16 protein-coding genes and 2 tRNA genes are annotated in these 16,996 nt (G+C 34.8%); 10 read left to right on the forward strand and 8 right to left on the reverse strand.

The genetic code is table 11. The features are described 5' to 3' along the window. The first annotated feature begins 18 nt into the window (after nt 1-18). From dph5 to ACMT7R_RS11855, 3 genes are all read left to right on the forward strand, one after another. The gene (dph5, locus tag ACMT7R_RS11845) at nt 19-1,128 is read left to right on the forward strand and encodes a diphthine synthase (protein WP_415312150.1); all 1,110 of its coding nucleotides are present in this window, start codon (nt 19-21) and stop codon (nt 1,126-1,128) included. A 76-nt stretch (nt 1,129-1,204) separates the two neighbouring features. After that, nucleotides 1,205-2,713 carry an RAD55 family ATPase gene (locus tag ACMT7R_RS11850; RefSeq protein WP_415312152.1) on the forward strand — a complete coding sequence of 503 codons (1,509 nt, stop codon included), beginning with the start codon at nt 1,205-1,207 and terminating at the stop codon, nt 2,711-2,713. 165 nt (nt 2,714-2,878) lie between these two features. Beyond that, on the forward strand, nt 2,879-3,703 hold the full coding sequence (locus ACMT7R_RS11855; protein WP_415312154.1) for a metallophosphoesterase family protein: 825 nt from the start codon (nt 2,879-2,881) through the stop codon (nt 3,701-3,703). Nucleotides 3,704-3,748: 45 nt separating this feature from the next. On the opposite strand, the gene ACMT7R_RS11860 is transcribed toward ACMT7R_RS11855, so the two are convergent. After that, complete coding sequence (locus ACMT7R_RS11860; protein ID WP_148686956.1) at nt 3,749-4,669, reverse strand: transcription initiation factor IIB; 921 nt, start codon at nt 4,667-4,669, stop codon at nt 3,749-3,751. Between the two features lie 172 nt (nt 4,670-4,841). Between ACMT7R_RS11860 and ACMT7R_RS11865 the strand changes: the two genes are divergently transcribed. Further along, nucleotides 4,842-6,230 carry a glycosyltransferase family 2 protein gene (locus tag ACMT7R_RS11865; protein WP_415312157.1) on the forward strand — a complete coding sequence of 463 codons (1,389 nt, stop codon included), beginning with the start codon at nt 4,842-4,844 and terminating at the stop codon, nt 6,228-6,230. Nucleotides 6,231-6,329: 99 nt separating this feature from the next. On the opposite strand, the gene ACMT7R_RS11870 is transcribed toward ACMT7R_RS11865, so the two are convergent. Further along, a tRNA-Leu gene (locus ACMT7R_RS11870) sits at nt 6,330-6,428 on the reverse strand. Between the two features lie 133 nt (nt 6,429-6,561). On the opposite strand from ACMT7R_RS11870, the gene ACMT7R_RS11875 reads away from it, so the two are divergent. Both ACMT7R_RS11875 and ACMT7R_RS11880 read left to right on the forward strand, forming a co-directional pair. Further along, complete coding sequence (locus tag ACMT7R_RS11875; protein WP_415312159.1) at nt 6,562-6,861, forward strand: DNA-binding protein; 300 nt, start codon at nt 6,562-6,564, stop codon at nt 6,859-6,861. A 452-nt stretch (nt 6,862-7,313) separates the two neighbouring features. After that, on the forward strand, nt 7,314-8,525 hold the full coding sequence (locus tag ACMT7R_RS11880) for a hypothetical protein (RefSeq protein ID WP_415312160.1): 1,212 nt from the start codon (nt 7,314-7,316) through the stop codon (nt 8,523-8,525). Between the two features lie 19 nt (nt 8,526-8,544). On the opposite strand, the gene ACMT7R_RS11885 is transcribed toward ACMT7R_RS11880, so the two are convergent. Both ACMT7R_RS11885 and ACMT7R_RS11890 read right to left on the reverse strand, forming a co-directional pair. Beyond that, nucleotides 8,545-8,871: a hypothetical protein gene (locus ACMT7R_RS11885; protein ID WP_415312161.1), complete on the reverse strand. Its 327-nt coding sequence runs from the start codon at nt 8,869-8,871 to the stop codon at nt 8,545-8,547. A gap of 71 nt (nt 8,872-8,942) precedes the next feature. Beyond that, nucleotides 8,943-9,587: a DNA-3-methyladenine glycosylase gene (locus ACMT7R_RS11890; RefSeq protein ID WP_415312162.1), complete on the reverse strand. Its 645-nt coding sequence runs from the start codon at nt 9,585-9,587 to the stop codon at nt 8,943-8,945. A 43-nt stretch (nt 9,588-9,630) separates the two neighbouring features. Between ACMT7R_RS11890 and ACMT7R_RS11895 the strand changes: the two genes are divergently transcribed. After that, the gene (locus ACMT7R_RS11895; RefSeq protein ID WP_415312163.1) at nt 9,631-10,887 is read left to right on the forward strand and encodes an adenosylhomocysteinase; all 1,257 of its coding nucleotides are present in this window, start codon (nt 9,631-9,633) and stop codon (nt 10,885-10,887) included. A 124-nt stretch (nt 10,888-11,011) separates the two neighbouring features. Then, nucleotides 11,012-11,086 (forward strand) — tRNA-Val (locus tag ACMT7R_RS11900). 29 nt (nt 11,087-11,115) lie between these two features. Here the strand turns inward: ACMT7R_RS11900 and ACMT7R_RS11905 are convergent. Together ACMT7R_RS11905 and ACMT7R_RS11910 are read right to left on the reverse strand one after the other, a co-directional pair. After that, nucleotides 11,116-12,897: a DUF2070 family protein gene (locus ACMT7R_RS11905; protein ID WP_415312165.1), complete on the reverse strand. Its 1,782-nt coding sequence runs from the start codon at nt 12,895-12,897 to the stop codon at nt 11,116-11,118. 15 nt (nt 12,898-12,912) lie between these two features. Continuing rightward, nucleotides 12,913-13,083 carry a preprotein translocase subunit Sec61beta gene (locus ACMT7R_RS11910; RefSeq protein WP_148686949.1) on the reverse strand — a complete coding sequence of 57 codons (171 nt, stop codon included), beginning with the start codon at nt 13,081-13,083 and terminating at the stop codon, nt 12,913-12,915. A 118-nt stretch (nt 13,084-13,201) separates the two neighbouring features. Here ACMT7R_RS11910 and ACMT7R_RS11915 point away from each other — a divergent pair, with 118 nt between their 5' ends. Further along, nucleotides 13,202-13,720 carry a TIGR00725 family protein gene (locus ACMT7R_RS11915; RefSeq protein ID WP_415312167.1) on the forward strand — a complete coding sequence of 173 codons (519 nt, stop codon included), beginning with the start codon at nt 13,202-13,204 and terminating at the stop codon, nt 13,718-13,720. Between the two features lie 109 nt (nt 13,721-13,829). Here the strand turns inward: ACMT7R_RS11915 and ACMT7R_RS11920 are convergent, their stop codons facing one another. Continuing rightward, nucleotides 13,830-14,969, reverse strand: coding sequence for a 3-hydroxyacyl-CoA dehydrogenase family protein (locus tag ACMT7R_RS11920; RefSeq protein ID WP_415312169.1), 1,140 nt, complete (start codon nt 14,967-14,969; stop codon nt 13,830-13,832). 59 nt (nt 14,970-15,028) lie between these two features. After that, entirely contained in the window at nt 15,029-16,339 is a 1,311-nt protein-coding gene (locus ACMT7R_RS11925) for a DEAD/DEAH box helicase (protein ID WP_415312171.1), read from the reverse strand. A 335-nt stretch (nt 16,340-16,674) separates the two neighbouring features. On the opposite strand from ACMT7R_RS11925, the gene yciH reads away from it, so the two are divergent. Continuing rightward, complete coding sequence (gene yciH / locus ACMT7R_RS11930; RefSeq protein WP_415312173.1) at nt 16,675-16,983, forward strand: stress response translation initiation inhibitor YciH; 309 nt, start codon at nt 16,675-16,677, stop codon at nt 16,981-16,983. Nucleotides 16,984-16,996 lie beyond the last annotated feature (13 nt).

Raw genomic sequence — 16,996 nt, forward strand, 5'->3', positions numbered from 1 at the left:
GATTAAACCTTATCAACAATGCTTTACGTTATAGGAATTGGAATCTCTGAATTCGATTCCCTATCTATATCTTCTCTAGAAATTATAAAGAATTGTGATGTCATATACCTTGAAAGATTCACTGGCTTTATTTCAGATGAGTTCTATCAAAAGTTAAAGGAGATTTTAAACAATCCCGGTATACGCTCTTTCTCTACCGATCATGAAGTAAAATTTGTAAAACGCTGGTATATTGAAGATGGAAGAGATATCCTTCAAAAGGCCCGTTCACTTGATGTTTGTATACTAGTATACGGAGACCCATTAGTAGCCACGACCTATAATGAATTGTTAGTGAGGGCAAAAAGACAAGAAATCGACGTTAGAACGATTCATTCTTCCTCGGGAATTTTATCTTTGATTGGTGATTCGGGTTTACAACCATACAAATTTGGCAAAATGGTAACAATGATGAATGATCCAATGTCTTCCATCACTGTATATAATACCATTTATGAAAACATGTGTAATGGATTACACACACTTGTTTTAACCGAATACAATAATGATGACGGAAAAACTGACTTTAATTCTAGTTCTGATCCATTCTTCTTATCACCCAAAAGAGTTATCGAACTTTTACTAGAAAGAGAGAAAGAAATGCAATTGATAAATTTGTCGTCCAGCACTTATGCAATTGTAGCAAGTGAAATCGGAAGTAAGAATTCCATGATTACTTCCGGTACATTAGGAACGTTACTCAAATTAGATTATCAAAAAGGTCCTAATTCTGTTATTATCCCTGCCGCACTGCACTTTACAGAGGAAGATTCAATTCAATTTTTGACAAGAATGCTAGATCCTCCAAATGATAATTCTAAACAACTTTCTCGAATCGCCAATCGTATGCTGGATAAATATATCCCAAATGCAAAAATTGCACTGTCGAATTTAAATTCGATGATAAAATCCGAAATGTCTGAGTTAACTAAGGATTATCGGCTTGTGCTGGATAATGCAGAAAATTACCTTAGCGATGCCCAGACATTTTATGATCAAGGGAAAATCGAACTTGCCATTTTAAGTATAGGTTATGCTGAGGGATTAATAGATTCAATTCGATTTCAGAAGAATATGAATCCTTGGTAAGTTTTTTAATAATTTTTTATAGTTAAAAGTTTAGAATTGTTAATAGTGTATCTTAACCTACCAGTATTATCGAGGAATGTCAGATAGCAACTCAGAATCATTTAATCAAGATGACCATAATCAAACCTATACCGCTATTAATGGGCCAAAAAAAACTACAAGGAACAGGAGTATGGGTAATCTGCCATCTGAAATTCTAAAATTTGTCAAGAACGAATCATATTCTTTATTAATTAAAGGTAGACCAGGCACGGGCAAAACTACATTCGCCCTTACACTACTAGACAATTTAAATGATGATAGCAATTATTTCTATATTTCAACAAGATTATCGCTAAAGCAGTTGGCATTTTATTTTCCGTGGATTGAAAAATTCTTTTCTAAGGATGAAAACAAGTCTGGGTATCGCTTTGAAGATGCGCGTCTAGATGAACCTGAATCTTTGTTCGAAAGGATTACAAATCAATTGATGGACGTAAAATCTCCAGTAATTATTATTGATACTTGGGATACTATAGCATCGTTCATGGACAGAGAATCCCGACTAAACAATGAAAGGGTATTACAAATATGGCGAGAGAGGGCGGGAGCTAAATTAATCTTTTTAAGTGAAACATTTGATCTGGGAATATTAGATTCAATCGTTGACGGGGTAATAACACTTGAAAATAACTTTCAGCAGGCGAATAATTGGAGATTATTGAAAATCGATAAACTAAGAGGACTACCGATTCATTGTAATACTTATGCATATTCGTTATACAAGGGTATTTTTCACTCGTCGGATCTTATTTCACAATTAAATTTGTTTGATTCTTATACTGAAGTCAAACCTAATTACAAACGAGGCATTCCCTTTACGAGAAGAAGATCAACCAAAATCACTCAGAAAGAATCTTCTTACTATGATGTCGTAAGTCTTTTTACAAAAAACAGGTTGACTAGCATTACTATTGATGAGACTATAAGCTACCAAGTTGTACTATCTGTACTGGTAAAACCTCTCCTCAGTTGGCTACAACAGTCGGATGACCATAGATTAATGATTAACAACTTTGACAATTTCATTCGAATTCCATTTATGAGATTTCTAACATATCATTTGTCTGAAGAGGTGTTTAAGCACAAAGTGATTGAACAAGAGATCAATTTTACAGACCCACACGGAATAAGATTATCAAAACAAAACGAAGATTCTACGAATATATTTGAAAAAAAAATTTCAAGGGAAAAATCTACACAAAGCAAAGAAATTCCATACAATTTACACGAAAATTCTGACCACCTCTTTAATCATGCACCTCATACAAAAATACTAAATGTTCTTAATACAGATAAGATGGATGCGCTCTTGTCTGAAGAATCCTTCATAGACCTCTTGAATGAAACCTTTACATCAAATATTCTAATTCAAAGGGGATCCTTCACACCCCTGCAAATAAAATATGGTAAAAGTGTCACTTGTTGCGAAATAAAAACCATTGGAAAGAATCTTTTCCTTGAACTATATAACCATGACATAAATCGGTATCAAATGGTCCTAGACAGGGATAGATCATTTGTAAACTGGCATCCAATTTTATGATGATAAAGATAGGAATTTATCCCAACCATATTCTCATCATGATACAGAATGATTGATTTATTTGGTATTTATGACATAAGACTTGATGACTCAAGGAAGTTAGTTCAAGACACAACACTACTACATAATGACCAAAAATTGCAAGGTTTTTTTTCAAATATCGGAATGACGTCTGGCGATTACTTGCATTTTCAAATTCCAGATAATTTAGTGATCGTGGGGGATATCCACGGCGATTTAGTTAGTTTGCAGAAAATACTAAATGAATTTAATTGGGAAACATATCTTGGGTCGGAAGAAAACATTCTAATATTTTTGGGTGATTATATAGATAGAGGACAATATTCTCTTGAAGTATTGTTGTCACTCTGCAAATTGAAAAGTTTGTTCCCCAACAATGTCTTTCTATTAAGAGGTAACCATGAAACATACCACCACTTTCCCTTCTCCAGTTTCAGTTTTCCCCACGAACTTCAAGCTAAATTTGGAGGGGAGAGTGAACAATTTTATCTAGAAAACTTGATACCGTTTTTTGATTCTATGTTTGGCTTCTGTGAGATTGATTCATTTGCTATACTGCTGCATGGTGGGTTACCAATAGTTGACGATTTAAAATTTTTTGAAAATTACAAATTTTACCTCTCCGATCTTTCCTCTCAAAAGAATATAATGGAACAAATTTTATGGAATGATCCCCGGGAACTGGTTGAAGTTGACTGGCATTATTCAAATCGTGGTTTAGGAAAGTACTTTGGCATAAAAATAACTAATCTCTGGTTGAACCATACTGGTTGTAAATGTGTTATAAGAGGACACGAACCCTGTGAGGGATTTAAAACGAACCATCAGGGAAAAGTAACTACATTGTTTTCTTCGAAACAACCTTATCCCAAATTTGAATCTGCATTTTTAAAAATGTCTCGCAATGATATACTAAAAAAAACTGATGATGATAATCCAAAACTCGATGAGTTTATAAATATCATTTAGCAAGATCCGCCTACAATCGAATCCGATTGGGTGCCCCCAATCTGGCTAAAGTTCTATTTTGGATTTTATTTCTTTACATCTCTTTCTTAACGAAACAGTTGAAATTTCGGCTACTTGGCAAATCTCTACTTGCCTCAAAAATTCGTTACAGTTTTGTGAAGCTAAATAGATTATTGATCCAGCCAGTGCCCTAGGATTCTTGCCAATAGAGATTCTGTTTTGTTGTACCATTGAAAAAATTCGTAATGCTTCTCTCTTTGTCTTTTCACTTAATTGCAATCGATTACAGATAAGTGTAACGTAATCGGGGCCGTGTAGCACGGGCATTTGTAATGAAAGTTCTTTTAAAATCAACTTGTAATGAGACATAATGTCTTTAGTAGTGATATTACAAGCAGTAGCAATGTCAGTTATAGTTTTGGGTGTTGCAGTTTCTCTACAGGCGGCATATAATGCTGCTCCGACCAAACCTAAGGTAGAACGACCCTTTGCCAGTTTTTTAATCGCGGCTTTCCGATAAATGTAAGCAGCTCCTTCAATTACAGCTTGACTCAGGTATAATTTGTCACCAAAATTATTCAATAATTTAAGGGCTTTTTCTAAATTTCTTGATACCGAATCGTTAAGCTGGGCTCGATTATTCCATGTCCTAAGACGCTGGATACTGTTTTTTTGTGACGGTTCTAGGGCTTTGCCCCTAGCATCAGTATCCCCTATTCCTATCAAAGTTGATAATCCCTTATTATGAATAGCTAAAGATTCTGGCATTCCCGTCCTAGTTCTATCATTGTACCCTGAGTTGGTTCTAAAACTTGCCATGGAATCAGAGTTTGGATCTTGGCTTGAAACACACCCACATGCTGAGCATACATATTCAAAGGAAACATTATCAAAAATTACAGAATCACTTTTACAAAATTCACATACTAACGGCTTTGTTTTTTCTACCTTGCCTTCTGGATGCATAAAATTATAATCAATCCCTTATTACTTATAATAGTTATTATTTATTCTTTTTCTAAAATTTAAGTATACCTATCCTATCGAAGTATGTTTTATACTCTTTATTAATCTCATACAAGCTACTGATATAAAAAAACGATTAAATTATTAAATAATAATAATATTAGATATTTAGTTGATTGATAATCCTGCTTTAATGATAGCTACTATTTTATGGATATTCTTTATCCCCAATGCGGTTAAACTTTTTTATAGATTTGTAAGAAATAATCGTCAATTTATAGAAAAAGATCTTAGGCGTATCCCAAACGATCCCAAAATTATCTTTCAAATTACTACCAAATCTGCCACAAAAACCAGCGTAGTAAAACGTGGTATTCAGTCTATCATAGAATCATGTAAATCTACAAATTATTCTAAATATGAAATTCTTATTGTCACCGAAGACATAAATGATCAAAAGACGCTGAAATCCAAGCCGTGTGAAGTATTATGTGTCGATCGGTCCTTTTCACCCAACGCAATAAAAAAGGCCCGAGCATTGCAGTACGCTATATTACATAGAAGAAAATTGAAGAAGCAAAATTCGGATCATTGGATATTCCATATGGATGATGAAAGCTACGTGGTACCCCAAACTGTCCTTTCAATACTAAAGTTTATCAGGGAAAAAAAAGGTATTGCGAGTGAAGGTCCTATATTTTATCCACTGAAATTTGAAAAAGCCAATAGAATTACTGCTCTAGCAGAATCCATGAGGGCATTTGGTTGTTTTGAATGCGTAACCCATATGCATAATCCTCCTCCAATCCATATGCATGGAAGCAATCTATTGGTAAGATCAGACGTTGAAGACAAGATAGGGTGGGAATTTGGCCCAATTTTGGCAGAAGATCAGAGATTTGGATATGAATTATTCAAGAAATATGGAAGGAACTCAATGGGTTGGCATGGTGGAATTCTCTTGGAACAACCCCCTTTAAATATAAAGGATCATTTCATGCAGAGAAGAAGATGGGTTATAGGCAATTTGCAGAATATTGAAAACTTTTCCAAATTCTTTAAGTTTCGATTAATATACAAATGTACTTCGTTCTTTTTGGGTTTTGTTTCAGGTGTTATATCACTAAGTCTTGCGATGTATATCAACATACCTAAAGTATTGAGCGTGTTTTCTTACGCAAGTTTTGATTGGAACAATAACATCGCCTTTGATCTTTTTGTATGGCTCGACCGACTTACTCACATTAATAGTAGTTATAATGAGATATTTAGACCTCTAACTGATATACAAATATTCGATAGTACTCTAGCATTGATCTTGTTATTCTCAAGCACTGTTTGGCTCCTATCATACCAAGTAGGATTATTTTTAAATCTAAAGTATACTAAGATCGGTTTGTTCAAGCGAATTATACTGCATATTCAAACTTTAATTCTTGCGCCGTTTCTTGGTCTGCTAGAGTCATTTCCAGCTTTTTTTTCAGTTATAGAATTTTACTTCCATAAGTTGATGCGACATCAGAAGATTAAATCTTACGATTTTTACGTAGTTGAAAAGTAATGTCTGGTTTGTAATCCTTTATCAGTTAAAAACTAACACTTGGAATAGTCATGTTATTGACGAAATCATACTACTATTATATTTAAGCCCAGGAATGGATGGAGGAGGTGGGATTCGAACCCACGAACCCCTAAAGGACGGGATATCTTATCTCAAATCTTGAGTCCTGCGCGTTTGACCAGGCTACGCGACTCCTCCTTTGCAAAATATTGAACAAAACTCTGTATTATAATCTTTTGATCAATGTATCTTATCACAAATAAAAGCAAAATAATTAACAAACAAATAAATGACAAATTTTTATATTAATTAGAACTGAAGATATAAAAAAATGACTATGAAGATTAGTGAACTAACAAATGATATGAGACACGTGACAGTTGAAGGCACTATTGATAAAATTAGTGAACCAAGAACAGTCAATTTACGAGCAGGTGGTTCTGCCCTAGTTGCAGATGCCATGATTTCGGATGAGACTGGTAGCATAAAGTTATCTTTATGGGATGATCAGATTAAGATGGTAAAGGAGGGTGATAGGATTTCTATAGATAATGGATACACTCAAGCATTTAGAGGTGAGAATAGCCTTAACATTGGCCGATATGGTAAAATAACCGTTCTTGAAGAATGAATCCCTGATTTATTAAATAATTGTTGTAGTAGAAATCTATTACCACAAATTAAGACAATTTGATGATCTTCAAGGCTAGTTTGGAAGATAGTGTTGATCTGATTTTGGGATGGATAGAGTCCAAATTAGCCGTTGCATTAATAATGACAAACGGCTGCAAGTTAGGTCAATTTTCCTATCATAAACCTAAATCAGATAAACTATATACAATAGGATGAAAGATGAGGGCTTGAGCACTGGGGAGATAAATCTATCTTATTATTTGGACATGCAAAATTGTCTTTAAACTTTTTTCTTGGAGGTAAACTTAAAAATATAAGTACTATTCTTCATCAATGGTTCGCTTTTACTGTTAAAAGATCACTTTATAATTTTCCTTTAGTTGTTAACAAAATGATTTTGTTGTTCAATTATATTAAACTCCTATATTTTATTTCATAATTCTAATATTAATGAATTATTTTAATTATTTCACTATACTTGTTCTATTACTTCCACTCCTTGTTATTTCAACAACAATATCTTCTCCTGCATCTTTCGGAGCAGAGGGGATGGATAGCGTAATCACTCCTTCAAGCAGCATTTGTTGCAAAAATGAAACTAGTTTCTCCCCTCAAGCCCCATCATCATCATCTTCTGTAACAAGTCCATTGAAAAAGATCAGCACTCAAGAAGAGAATCCTCAAAAGCAAATTGATGTGGCAAATGCTGATACGGCTACCTCTTCTGAACTTGATTCCACACCCGATTCCTCAACCTCTGCTCTGGCAAGTCCTTCAAAAAAGATAGATACCAATAAGAATAATATCATTACTCCTTTAAACAGTTTCTCCCCTCAAGCCCCATCATCATCATCTTCTGTAACAAGTCCATTGAAAAAGATCAGCACTCAAGAAGAGAATCCTCAAAAGCAAATTGATGTGGCAAATGCTGATACGGCTACCTCTTCTGAACTTGATTCCACACCCGATTCCTCAACCTCTGCTCTGGCAAGTCCTTCAAAAAAGATAGATACCAATAAGAATAATATCATTACTCCTTTAAACAGTTTCTCCCCTCAAGCCCCATCATCATCATCTTCTGTAACAAGTCCATTGAAAAAGATCAGCACTCAAGAAGAGAATCCTCAAAAGCAAATTGATGTGGCAAATGCTGATACGGCTACCTCTTCTGATACGGCTACCTCTTCTGAACTTGATTCCACACCCGATTCCTCAACCTCTGCTCTAGCAAGTCCTTCCAATAGACTAGACGGAGAGAGAAAAGAGAATTCATCAGACTCTTTTCCTATTGGACCTGCTCCACAATTGAATGAAGGTGACAATGATAATGAGTCAAATCTCTCGGACATGATCAAAAATAACCTCGATAAATTATTATATTCAGACTATCCCAAGGATTCAACTAGCGATGAGAGCAGTAGCGATGAGAGCAGTAGCGATGAGAGCAGTAGCGATGAGAGCAGTAGCGATGAGAGCAGTAGCGATGAGAGCAGTAGCGATGAGAGCAGTAGCGATGAGAGCAGTAGCGATGAGAGCAGTAGCGATGAGAGCAGTAGCGATGAGAGCAGTAGCGATGAGAGCAGTAGCGATGAGAGCAGTAGCGATGAGAGCAATACTAAACTAGAAGAATTGCAATTGATGATAAGTAATGTATTCTCTTAATTCAACGCGCTCATCATTCTTATTTTGAATTGATTAAACATTCTAAAATTTTAAACATATTTCTTACTTCTTCTGAGGGGCCTTTAATATCTAATTTGATGCCGCCATTGATTGATATTTTTGCTAAGTTTATCAAACCTCCTCTTTCTTTATACTCCAATCCTTCTAATCTCTCTATTTTTTCGCATACTACATCTTCAGACTTGTTAATTATTCCCCGTTCCCTGTATAACACAATTCTCTTATTTGTAATAAAAAGATCATATTTCTTGTTAGCATACTCAATATCTCTGCGACAAATGAATTTGACTTGTTCTTCTGGTACCAAGAAATCTCTTAATGGCATTTAACAAGTTCTGTGGCTCTGACTATATATTGAATCAGGTTTAGGCTTTTAACCTGTTTAGTAATTAAATTTTAGCTACGCCGTGAAAGAAAAGAACTGGGAATAAATGGGCTTTTTAAAGAGGTTCTGACCATCATCATGTATCTCCACTCTCTTTCCATAGCTATTGAAATCCCAATTCTGGCGGTTCTGTTTACTGTGAATTTATACTTTTTATTTGGCGAAGCATTTTCTTCAATGTAAAGAAATTTGTTATTCTTGTTATCTACGAGATCCAAAGTATTGTGTTTTTTAGTAATCCGCAGAGCTTGTGTCAGTCTTCCAGGACCTGTAGTTAAATCTAGAACATTATTTGTCCTTCTGAAAATTTTCATCAAACCAATCCCTTCTATGGGTTCAACGGATCGGATGAGGACTGCACCGGCAGGTTCGTTTCGACATTTGGCCACAACATTCAAACAGTAATGATTACCATAAATAAAATAGACATAAGCTATACCTACCTGTCCAAACATAGCTTGATTTCTGGCAGTTTTCCCTTTGAATGCATGACTAGCAGGATCGTCTTTATACCCATATGCTTCAGTTTCGGTAATTATCCCACTTAATCTGTAATAATTTCCAAAAAAACAAACATATCTAACGAGCATTTTACCAATCAATGATTGAGCTACTCTGTGTGTCTCATCCTCAAAAAATGATTTTTCGAGCCTCAAATATTGTGTTAAAGTAATATAAGGTTACTATATTTTTTTACCTATGGAACACAGAATAAAAGATATATCATTATCAGATAAAGGTAAAAAAAAGATTGATTGGGCAGAATCACACATGCCTGTGTTATTGTCTTTAAAGAAAAAATATGAAGAATCAAAGCCATTAAAAGGGCTCGTGGTTGGCGGTTGCTTGCACGTAACAAAAGAAACTGCGGTTTTAACCAAAACTCTTGCAGCAGCGGGCGCAACTGTGGCATGGTCTGGGTGCAACCCTCTGAGCACAAATGATGACATTGCAGCATCATTAGTGAAGGACGAAGGTTTATCTGTTTTTGCAAGTCGTGGGGTATCGAATAAAGAATATTATGATGATATTTACTCTGTTTTAAAGTTCAATCCTGATATCACTATCGATGATGGGGCTGATTTAACTATCGAATTTCATAAAACTCTAGACAAGTACGGAAAAAATATCATCGGTGGTACAGAAGAGACAACTACCGGAGTGCAAAGGTTAAAGGCACTAGAAACTAATTCTAAGCTGGGGTATCCTATAGTCGCTGTTAATGACGCGGAAACTAAACATGATTTTGACAACGTTTACGGTACCGGCCAATCTGCATTGGACGGAATAATTAGAGCAACTAATGTGTTACTTTCAGGAAAGACTGTTGTAGTAGCAGGTTACGGTCATGTAGGGCGAGGGATAGCAAGTAGAGCAAGGGGCCATGGTGCATCTGTTGTAATAACAGAAATAGATCCCATAAATGCTCTAAAGGCAAGAATGGATGGATTCATTGTAAAACCAATGGAGGCGGCGGCTTCAATGGGCGACATATTTATTACTTCGACTGGATGCAAAGATGTTATAACTGGAATACATGTCGAAAAAATGAAAGATGGTGTGTTGCTTGCAAATGCTGGCCATTTTAATGTAGAAATTTCAATTGATGATATTAAAGGAATTGCCCAGGATTCAAAGATGATAAATGAGAATGTAGAGCAATTTCTATTGAAAAATAATACCAAGGTAAATTTGATAGGGGAAGGAAGATTGGTTAATCTGGTTGCTGCAGAAGGTCATCCTTCTGAGGTAATGGACATGAGTTTTGCAAATCAATTCTTGTCAGTATTGCACATTTTAAAGAACAAGGGAAACCTTGAAAATAAAATATACAAGATAGACAGAGACCAAGACCTATTTATTGCCAGTCTCAAGCTGGAATCTATGGGAATAGATATCGACAAATTGTCCGAAAGTCAAAATAAATATCTTAATGATTACGGAGAAGGTACCTGATTCACTTCAAATAAAAACATTTATTTTTTTTCAGTCATTTTGTATCGTTTTATCTCCTGAATAGGATTTCACGGCCAAAAGTTAATTAATCTTTTAGGTTCTCACTTAAGGAGAATTCTATAAAGGATGGGTAGTCTAGTCTGGTTAGGATACCTGTCTCACACACAGGTGGTCGAGAGTTCGAATCTCTCCTCATCCATCAACCAATGGTGTAATTAGAAAATTTTGTCAAGTAAAAAGTAACATTAGGATGTATACTACAAAAGTGATCGCAAGAAATATCTTTGTAACTTGAAATGACTTCTCCAAAGCATTAGAATAGTCATCAAATTGGTCAGTTCCCATTACCATGACTTGGCTTTCTGTCTTGAGAATGTCAAATTTTGCCTGACTGAGATGACTCTTAGCATATGCAGCCAACTGGTTAAAGACATTAATGATTTGAGATTCAGATGTGATATCCCCAAGAGTGTAGTAGCCTTTTGTATTTCTTTTTCCAGATGTTGCATGAGTATCAGATGTACAAATCTCTATAATTTTAAATCCTTGACTTTCCAAAGACATTGCGATTTTTTCACGAATTCCATTTTTCATATTGTTTGAATCGATCCAACAAAGCAAGTAGTCTTCATTTTTTATAGAAAGTACAAGTGTTCCAAATTGCCCTTTGCCTAAATCTGGCACATTAAACAAATTTTTACTTTGTTGATCATTAATTTGAAAACTATTGGCATATCCTATCTTAAATTCATACTGAACACTTTCCTTTAAATTTCCGAGGCATTCTTTGCCTATGTTAATCAATGTCCTAATGTCCTTTTCTTCTATTTTTACTCCAAGTGAATTATGAGCATCAATTATCATAATTTGGTCAAATCCGATCTCTTGAGCAAACTTCTCCAGTTCTGTTTTTACTTCCAAGGGTATGTCTTCCATACCAGATGGAGATTTTGAGAATAGAATTATGACATTCTTCCCCAAAGCAAATCCACTGCAATTACAATCATTTCTAGTAATTGTAATTGGAACTGAGCACTTGGCTCCTGTCTCAAGATGCTTGACTTGGTTTAAAGATTTTAGATACTTTTCTACCTCTTTTTTAGAGGGTATATTAAGTGAATGGTCTGAAATACTGTGCATTACCATAGCCGAATTTGAGTAAAATTTGAATATATCAAATGGTAAATTGCTTCCACCAATTGGATTAAACGGACCTGGATGTAACTCAGGTAAAACTAAAGAAACTTCCTTTTTATGCTCTGGTTTAAACTTTATTATTAGGGTATTAACCACTTTCGGACTTGCCTTGGCTTCAGCAATTTTTTCCATTTCATCAGACTTGTTTTCCGTCCAGGCAATTAAGAAGGCTTGCAAGATTTTGAACGCGCTAGTAAAGTTAGGTCTTCCTATCCTATCAACTACAACAGTCCACATTACTCCTATAAACAGGATTACAGATCCAAACAAGTAAACCGCAAAATTGGTATAAAAAATATGATTAAAATAAAAAAAGGAAAATAAAATAAAGATAATTAATGGCTGTATAAACGAAATAGGTATAGTCCGTTTTAACGAAGCCCCAAAAACGGATACAAAGATACCGATTCGAAGACCTATTGCCATAAACATACCCTGCAAAACGAAATTGATGTTAAGACTATTTGTATTAATTATGAATTCTGAAATAAATCCGCCAATTACTGTTAATGTCCACAGCAGATTTGCAAATGCCGACACATGCAATACTTTAGAAAATCTATTTAGTGGAGTGCCTCTGAGAGATAGATAATCAAAAATTAGCGTAACAGAGAATACCGCCGCTATTATGGGAAAACTTACTAAGAAATCGGTTAGCGTATGGGGTGTTATAATGAAATTTATTAAAGCAACATTAGTGATTAGGCTTAAAATCGATATTAAATATGAAAACTTTTCTGAAGAAGGGTTAATGTTTGTAAAAAGCCATCTTTTATGAAGACTGGAAACGCTATCGGATTCAAAATTACTCATTAATAGTCAAAAAAATTAGACTGGCACCAAAATTTTTATTGCTATGGATATTGCAATTAATGCTCCTGCTATACCTAAAATAATTTCTGGCTTTACCTTAATTCCTTTAGTCTCGTCCTCAAAGAACCTTAATAAACCCGCACTAGAAGCAGGAAGCGGTGCGTTCTTTTTCGCCTTCTTACTCATATCTAAAAATCCTTACATTGGAAATAAATACATTACTGTCCTAAAACAATTTCTGTTTACATTTTGATTCCAAAACCATTAATAAAGAATTTTAGATTCCTATTTTAGCTTGAGAAAATTGCAAATTGGGGTGATCGGTTACAATAAGAGTAGCTCGATTCAAATAAGGCAGACTACTCTTAGTTTGGCCTACGAAGTCGGAAAAAATATAGCTAAGAGGAACGCGATTTTAATTAGCGGGGGACTAGGGGGTGTTATGGAGTCATCATGCAAAGGAGCTAAAGATCAAGGTGGTTTTACAATTGGAATAATTCCTCACGAGGATTTCAGTCAAGCAAACGATTATTGTGATGCTGTAATATGTACTGGAATAGGCATGTCTAGAGATTTCATTGTGGCCAACTCCTCAGATGGTATTATTTCAGTTGGAGGTGGTGTAGGTACTCTTATTGAATTATGTGTAGGATACATGACAAAAAAACCGATGGTTGCAATAAAGAATAGCGGTGGGGTATCCGATATATATGGTGGCAAATTTTTGGATGAACGAAATAGAATACTGATTGAAACTAGGAAAGACCCCGTCAGTGCGGTGGAGTATATATTGTCAAAGACTCGCACTAGGTCATCATTTTGAAAATAACAGGGAATATGTTAATTGATTTAGTAAAGTTACTTGTTTAGTTTAGGTTGCGAAATAAAAATAAGGTACCCATTAGATGGTCTAATAGAAGTCCACATTATTTTCATTTGATATTTTCCAAATATTTATTTGGGCGATAAAAACTGCCCTGCTGCATTTCTATCTCTCTAAGTCTATTTATAACTTGGGACGTATTGAGGTTCTTTACTAATTCAAAAATTTCAGTCTTTAAACCCATTCCTAACTTTAAGGCAGTATTTAGGTCTTCTAAAGTACAAACTTTATTCTCTATTAGCCAAGCTGCATTATTTGCAGCTACACCTAATATTGATAAAGGATCATACTGAGATGACTTTTCTTGGGTTAAATTTACTCTTTCATAATTGTTGTCCTTATATTCGTAAAAACCTTTGCCGGTTTTTTGACCCAATTGATTGTTATCATACAGCTCTTTTATTTTGGGATGCATTAATAATACATTCTTGTCTCTCAAGTTCATTTCGTAAGATGCCTTGTAAACTACATCTAAGCCAGTATAATCTGCTAATTCAAAAATTCCCATAGGAAAATCTAGTTTAAACTTTACGGCTGAGTCTATTACGTCCATAGAAACTCTATCTCTATCCAATGAAAACAATGCCTCATGCACGAGTGGTATGAATATTCTGTTCACAATAAATCCTGAGACATCTTTCTGACAAATGACTGGGTGTTTATTTAGGCTCTGAACATAATGTGTTAATTCTTCCACAACTTTTGGATTAGTTTGTGTTCCGGGGATTACTTCTACTAATTTCATTAATTGTGGTGGATTGAAGAAGTGGACGCCAATAAAGTTCTGTGGACGGGTAGTCAACTTGCTTAATTCAGTTATGGGCAATGTACTTGTATTTGATGCAAATATGACATCGTCTTGTACCATGCCATTTAATTCATTATACACTTTTTCCTTTAATTTAAAATCCTCAGGTACTGCTTCAATGACAAGATCAGTATTGCTTGTAGCAGCTCGTAAGTCTACAACTGGAGTAATGCTACTATATATGGTATCTACTTCGTTGGCAGTTATCTTGTTCTTTTCAGACAATTTCTGAAGAGACCATTTTATCTTTTCCATCGCTTTGTCCAAAAATTTTTGTTCTATATCGCGAAGAAAAACCTTGTAACCGGCCATGGCAGATACTTGCGCTATTCCATGTCCCATGATCCCTGAACCTAATATTGTAATATTTTTTATCGTCATACTCTGGGTTACGTATGAATCAAAATATACCTTTTGTTTTTGACAAAGCGCTGATTACATCACTTAAATGAATCTGTAATCTTGGTTTGTTTTGTACCCTTTCTTGCAGCCTTATTGGTTTTGGTACCCACTGCCTTGTCCACCATTCTTAAAATGTTGTTGTCTTTGGTTTCTTTGGCATAAACCAAGTAAATTGAAGCACTTTTCTTTTCAGCGGTTTTTCTTATGACTCTACCTATGCGTTGCGCAATCTGATTAATGTTAGATGTATTTGACAGTATTATTGCGATTCCAACTTGTGGAATATCAAATCCGATCTCTAGGGTGTGTACAGAAAGTAATGGAAAAAATTCCGTTCCCCATTTTTCTAAAATCAATTTTCTTTCTTTTGTCTTTATTTTTGAATGAATTATTTCGGACTTGATATTTTTGGTTATTAGTATTTCCCTTAATTTTGTTATCGATTCTATGGTTTCGCTAAAAACCATTAGCTTTTCATCTCTGTGTTTTTCTATTATTGTAACGGCGCGGTCCAATTTTCTCCTAGATGAGTTAAGAAGATCCTTCCTGATTTTTACTTGATTAAACCATTCCTTGGCATACTTTGCTCTCATTCCCCCTTGATAGAGTATTTTTGATATGACACTTGGATCATACGCATTAAGTTTATATGAAATATTTCTAATCGTTTCACTTGTTTTTCTATAAATTTCTCGTTCTTCACTAGTTAGAGTAACTTCCAGAGTAATAATCTCTGGTTTCGCTAATCTGCCATCATCAACGGCTTCCTTGATCAAGTATTTCTTGACAGGGGGGATTATCTCAATTATCTCTTTATATCTGGGATCAAGTTCGTTTATGGTAGCTGTCAAACCTAGAATCCGTCTACTTGGATTTGAAGTAATGACTTTAAATAGGTTCTTGAATGAAAATGCAGTGTTACTTAAAAGATGAACTTCATCTAGGATTACCATCTTAGAATCTTCGATAAGTTGATGGTTATTTACAGTACTTTGATAGGTGGATATAGTAATCTCCCTGTGATTCTTCTTCTCCCCGTAAAAGGCTCCTATCGATTCAGGTGGGATATTATACTTTTGAAGTCTGATAATGTTTTGCTCTATCAATACAATCCTGGGAACCAAAAATAAAATATTATAGGGTTCCGTATTGGCTGGAATATTATTCTTATTGACTGTATCAAGCAGGGATGCCCTCCTAGCACTCTCAAAGGCTATTTCCGTTTTTCCTGTACCAGTAGAATAGATAACTGAACCCCTGCATCCTTTATTTATCCACGATTCAACAGCGGACAATTGATCCGGCTTAAGTGGAAAGGGAAATTTTAATGAGCCTATTGCAGAGGACATATATGAAATTGAAGTTGTTATTTTTATATAATCTTTCCACAGCCAATTTCCAAGAGTGACTTTTATTCTAGCCACTTTTATGAAGATAAATCGAATTAACCAATTGGTTTTGTAAGACACCTTAGCGCAACAGCAGCTTTGTTGACTAACTTAGTTCTAGGATAAAATGTGAAGTTGGTGAAAAATTCCAATAATTTGAAATTATTGGAATTTCTTCTTTCAGAATATTTGATTTGTGACTAGAAGATAGTTTCTTGCACATTTAAAACTACAGATTATGTGGAATATTCAAGGAAGGCTTAATAATAGGATTTAGGTATATTCAGGAATAATAGATGGCTGTAATATGCAAAAAATGTGGCCTACCTGATGATTTGTGTGCATGCGGAGAGTTAGATAAAGAAGATACCCGAATTGTTGTAAGATTGGAAACTCGACGATTTTCAAAAACAACTACTATGATCGAGGGATTAGATCCGAAGATTAATGATATTCACACAATGGTAAAGGAATTAAAAAGCAGACTGGCCTGCGGCGGAACAGCTAAGGATGGTTTTATCCTTTTGCAAGGAGATCATCGTGATATTGTAAAAAATTATTTAGTTGTTAAGGGATTTAACGAATCTTCGATTGAAGTAATGTAGAAAATTGAGTATG

This window comes from Candidatus Nitrosocosmicus sp. FF01, from assembly GCF_047711275.1.
In the GTDB taxonomy this organism is placed as follows: domain Archaea; phylum Thermoproteota; class Nitrososphaeria; order Nitrososphaerales; family Nitrososphaeraceae; genus Nitrosocosmicus.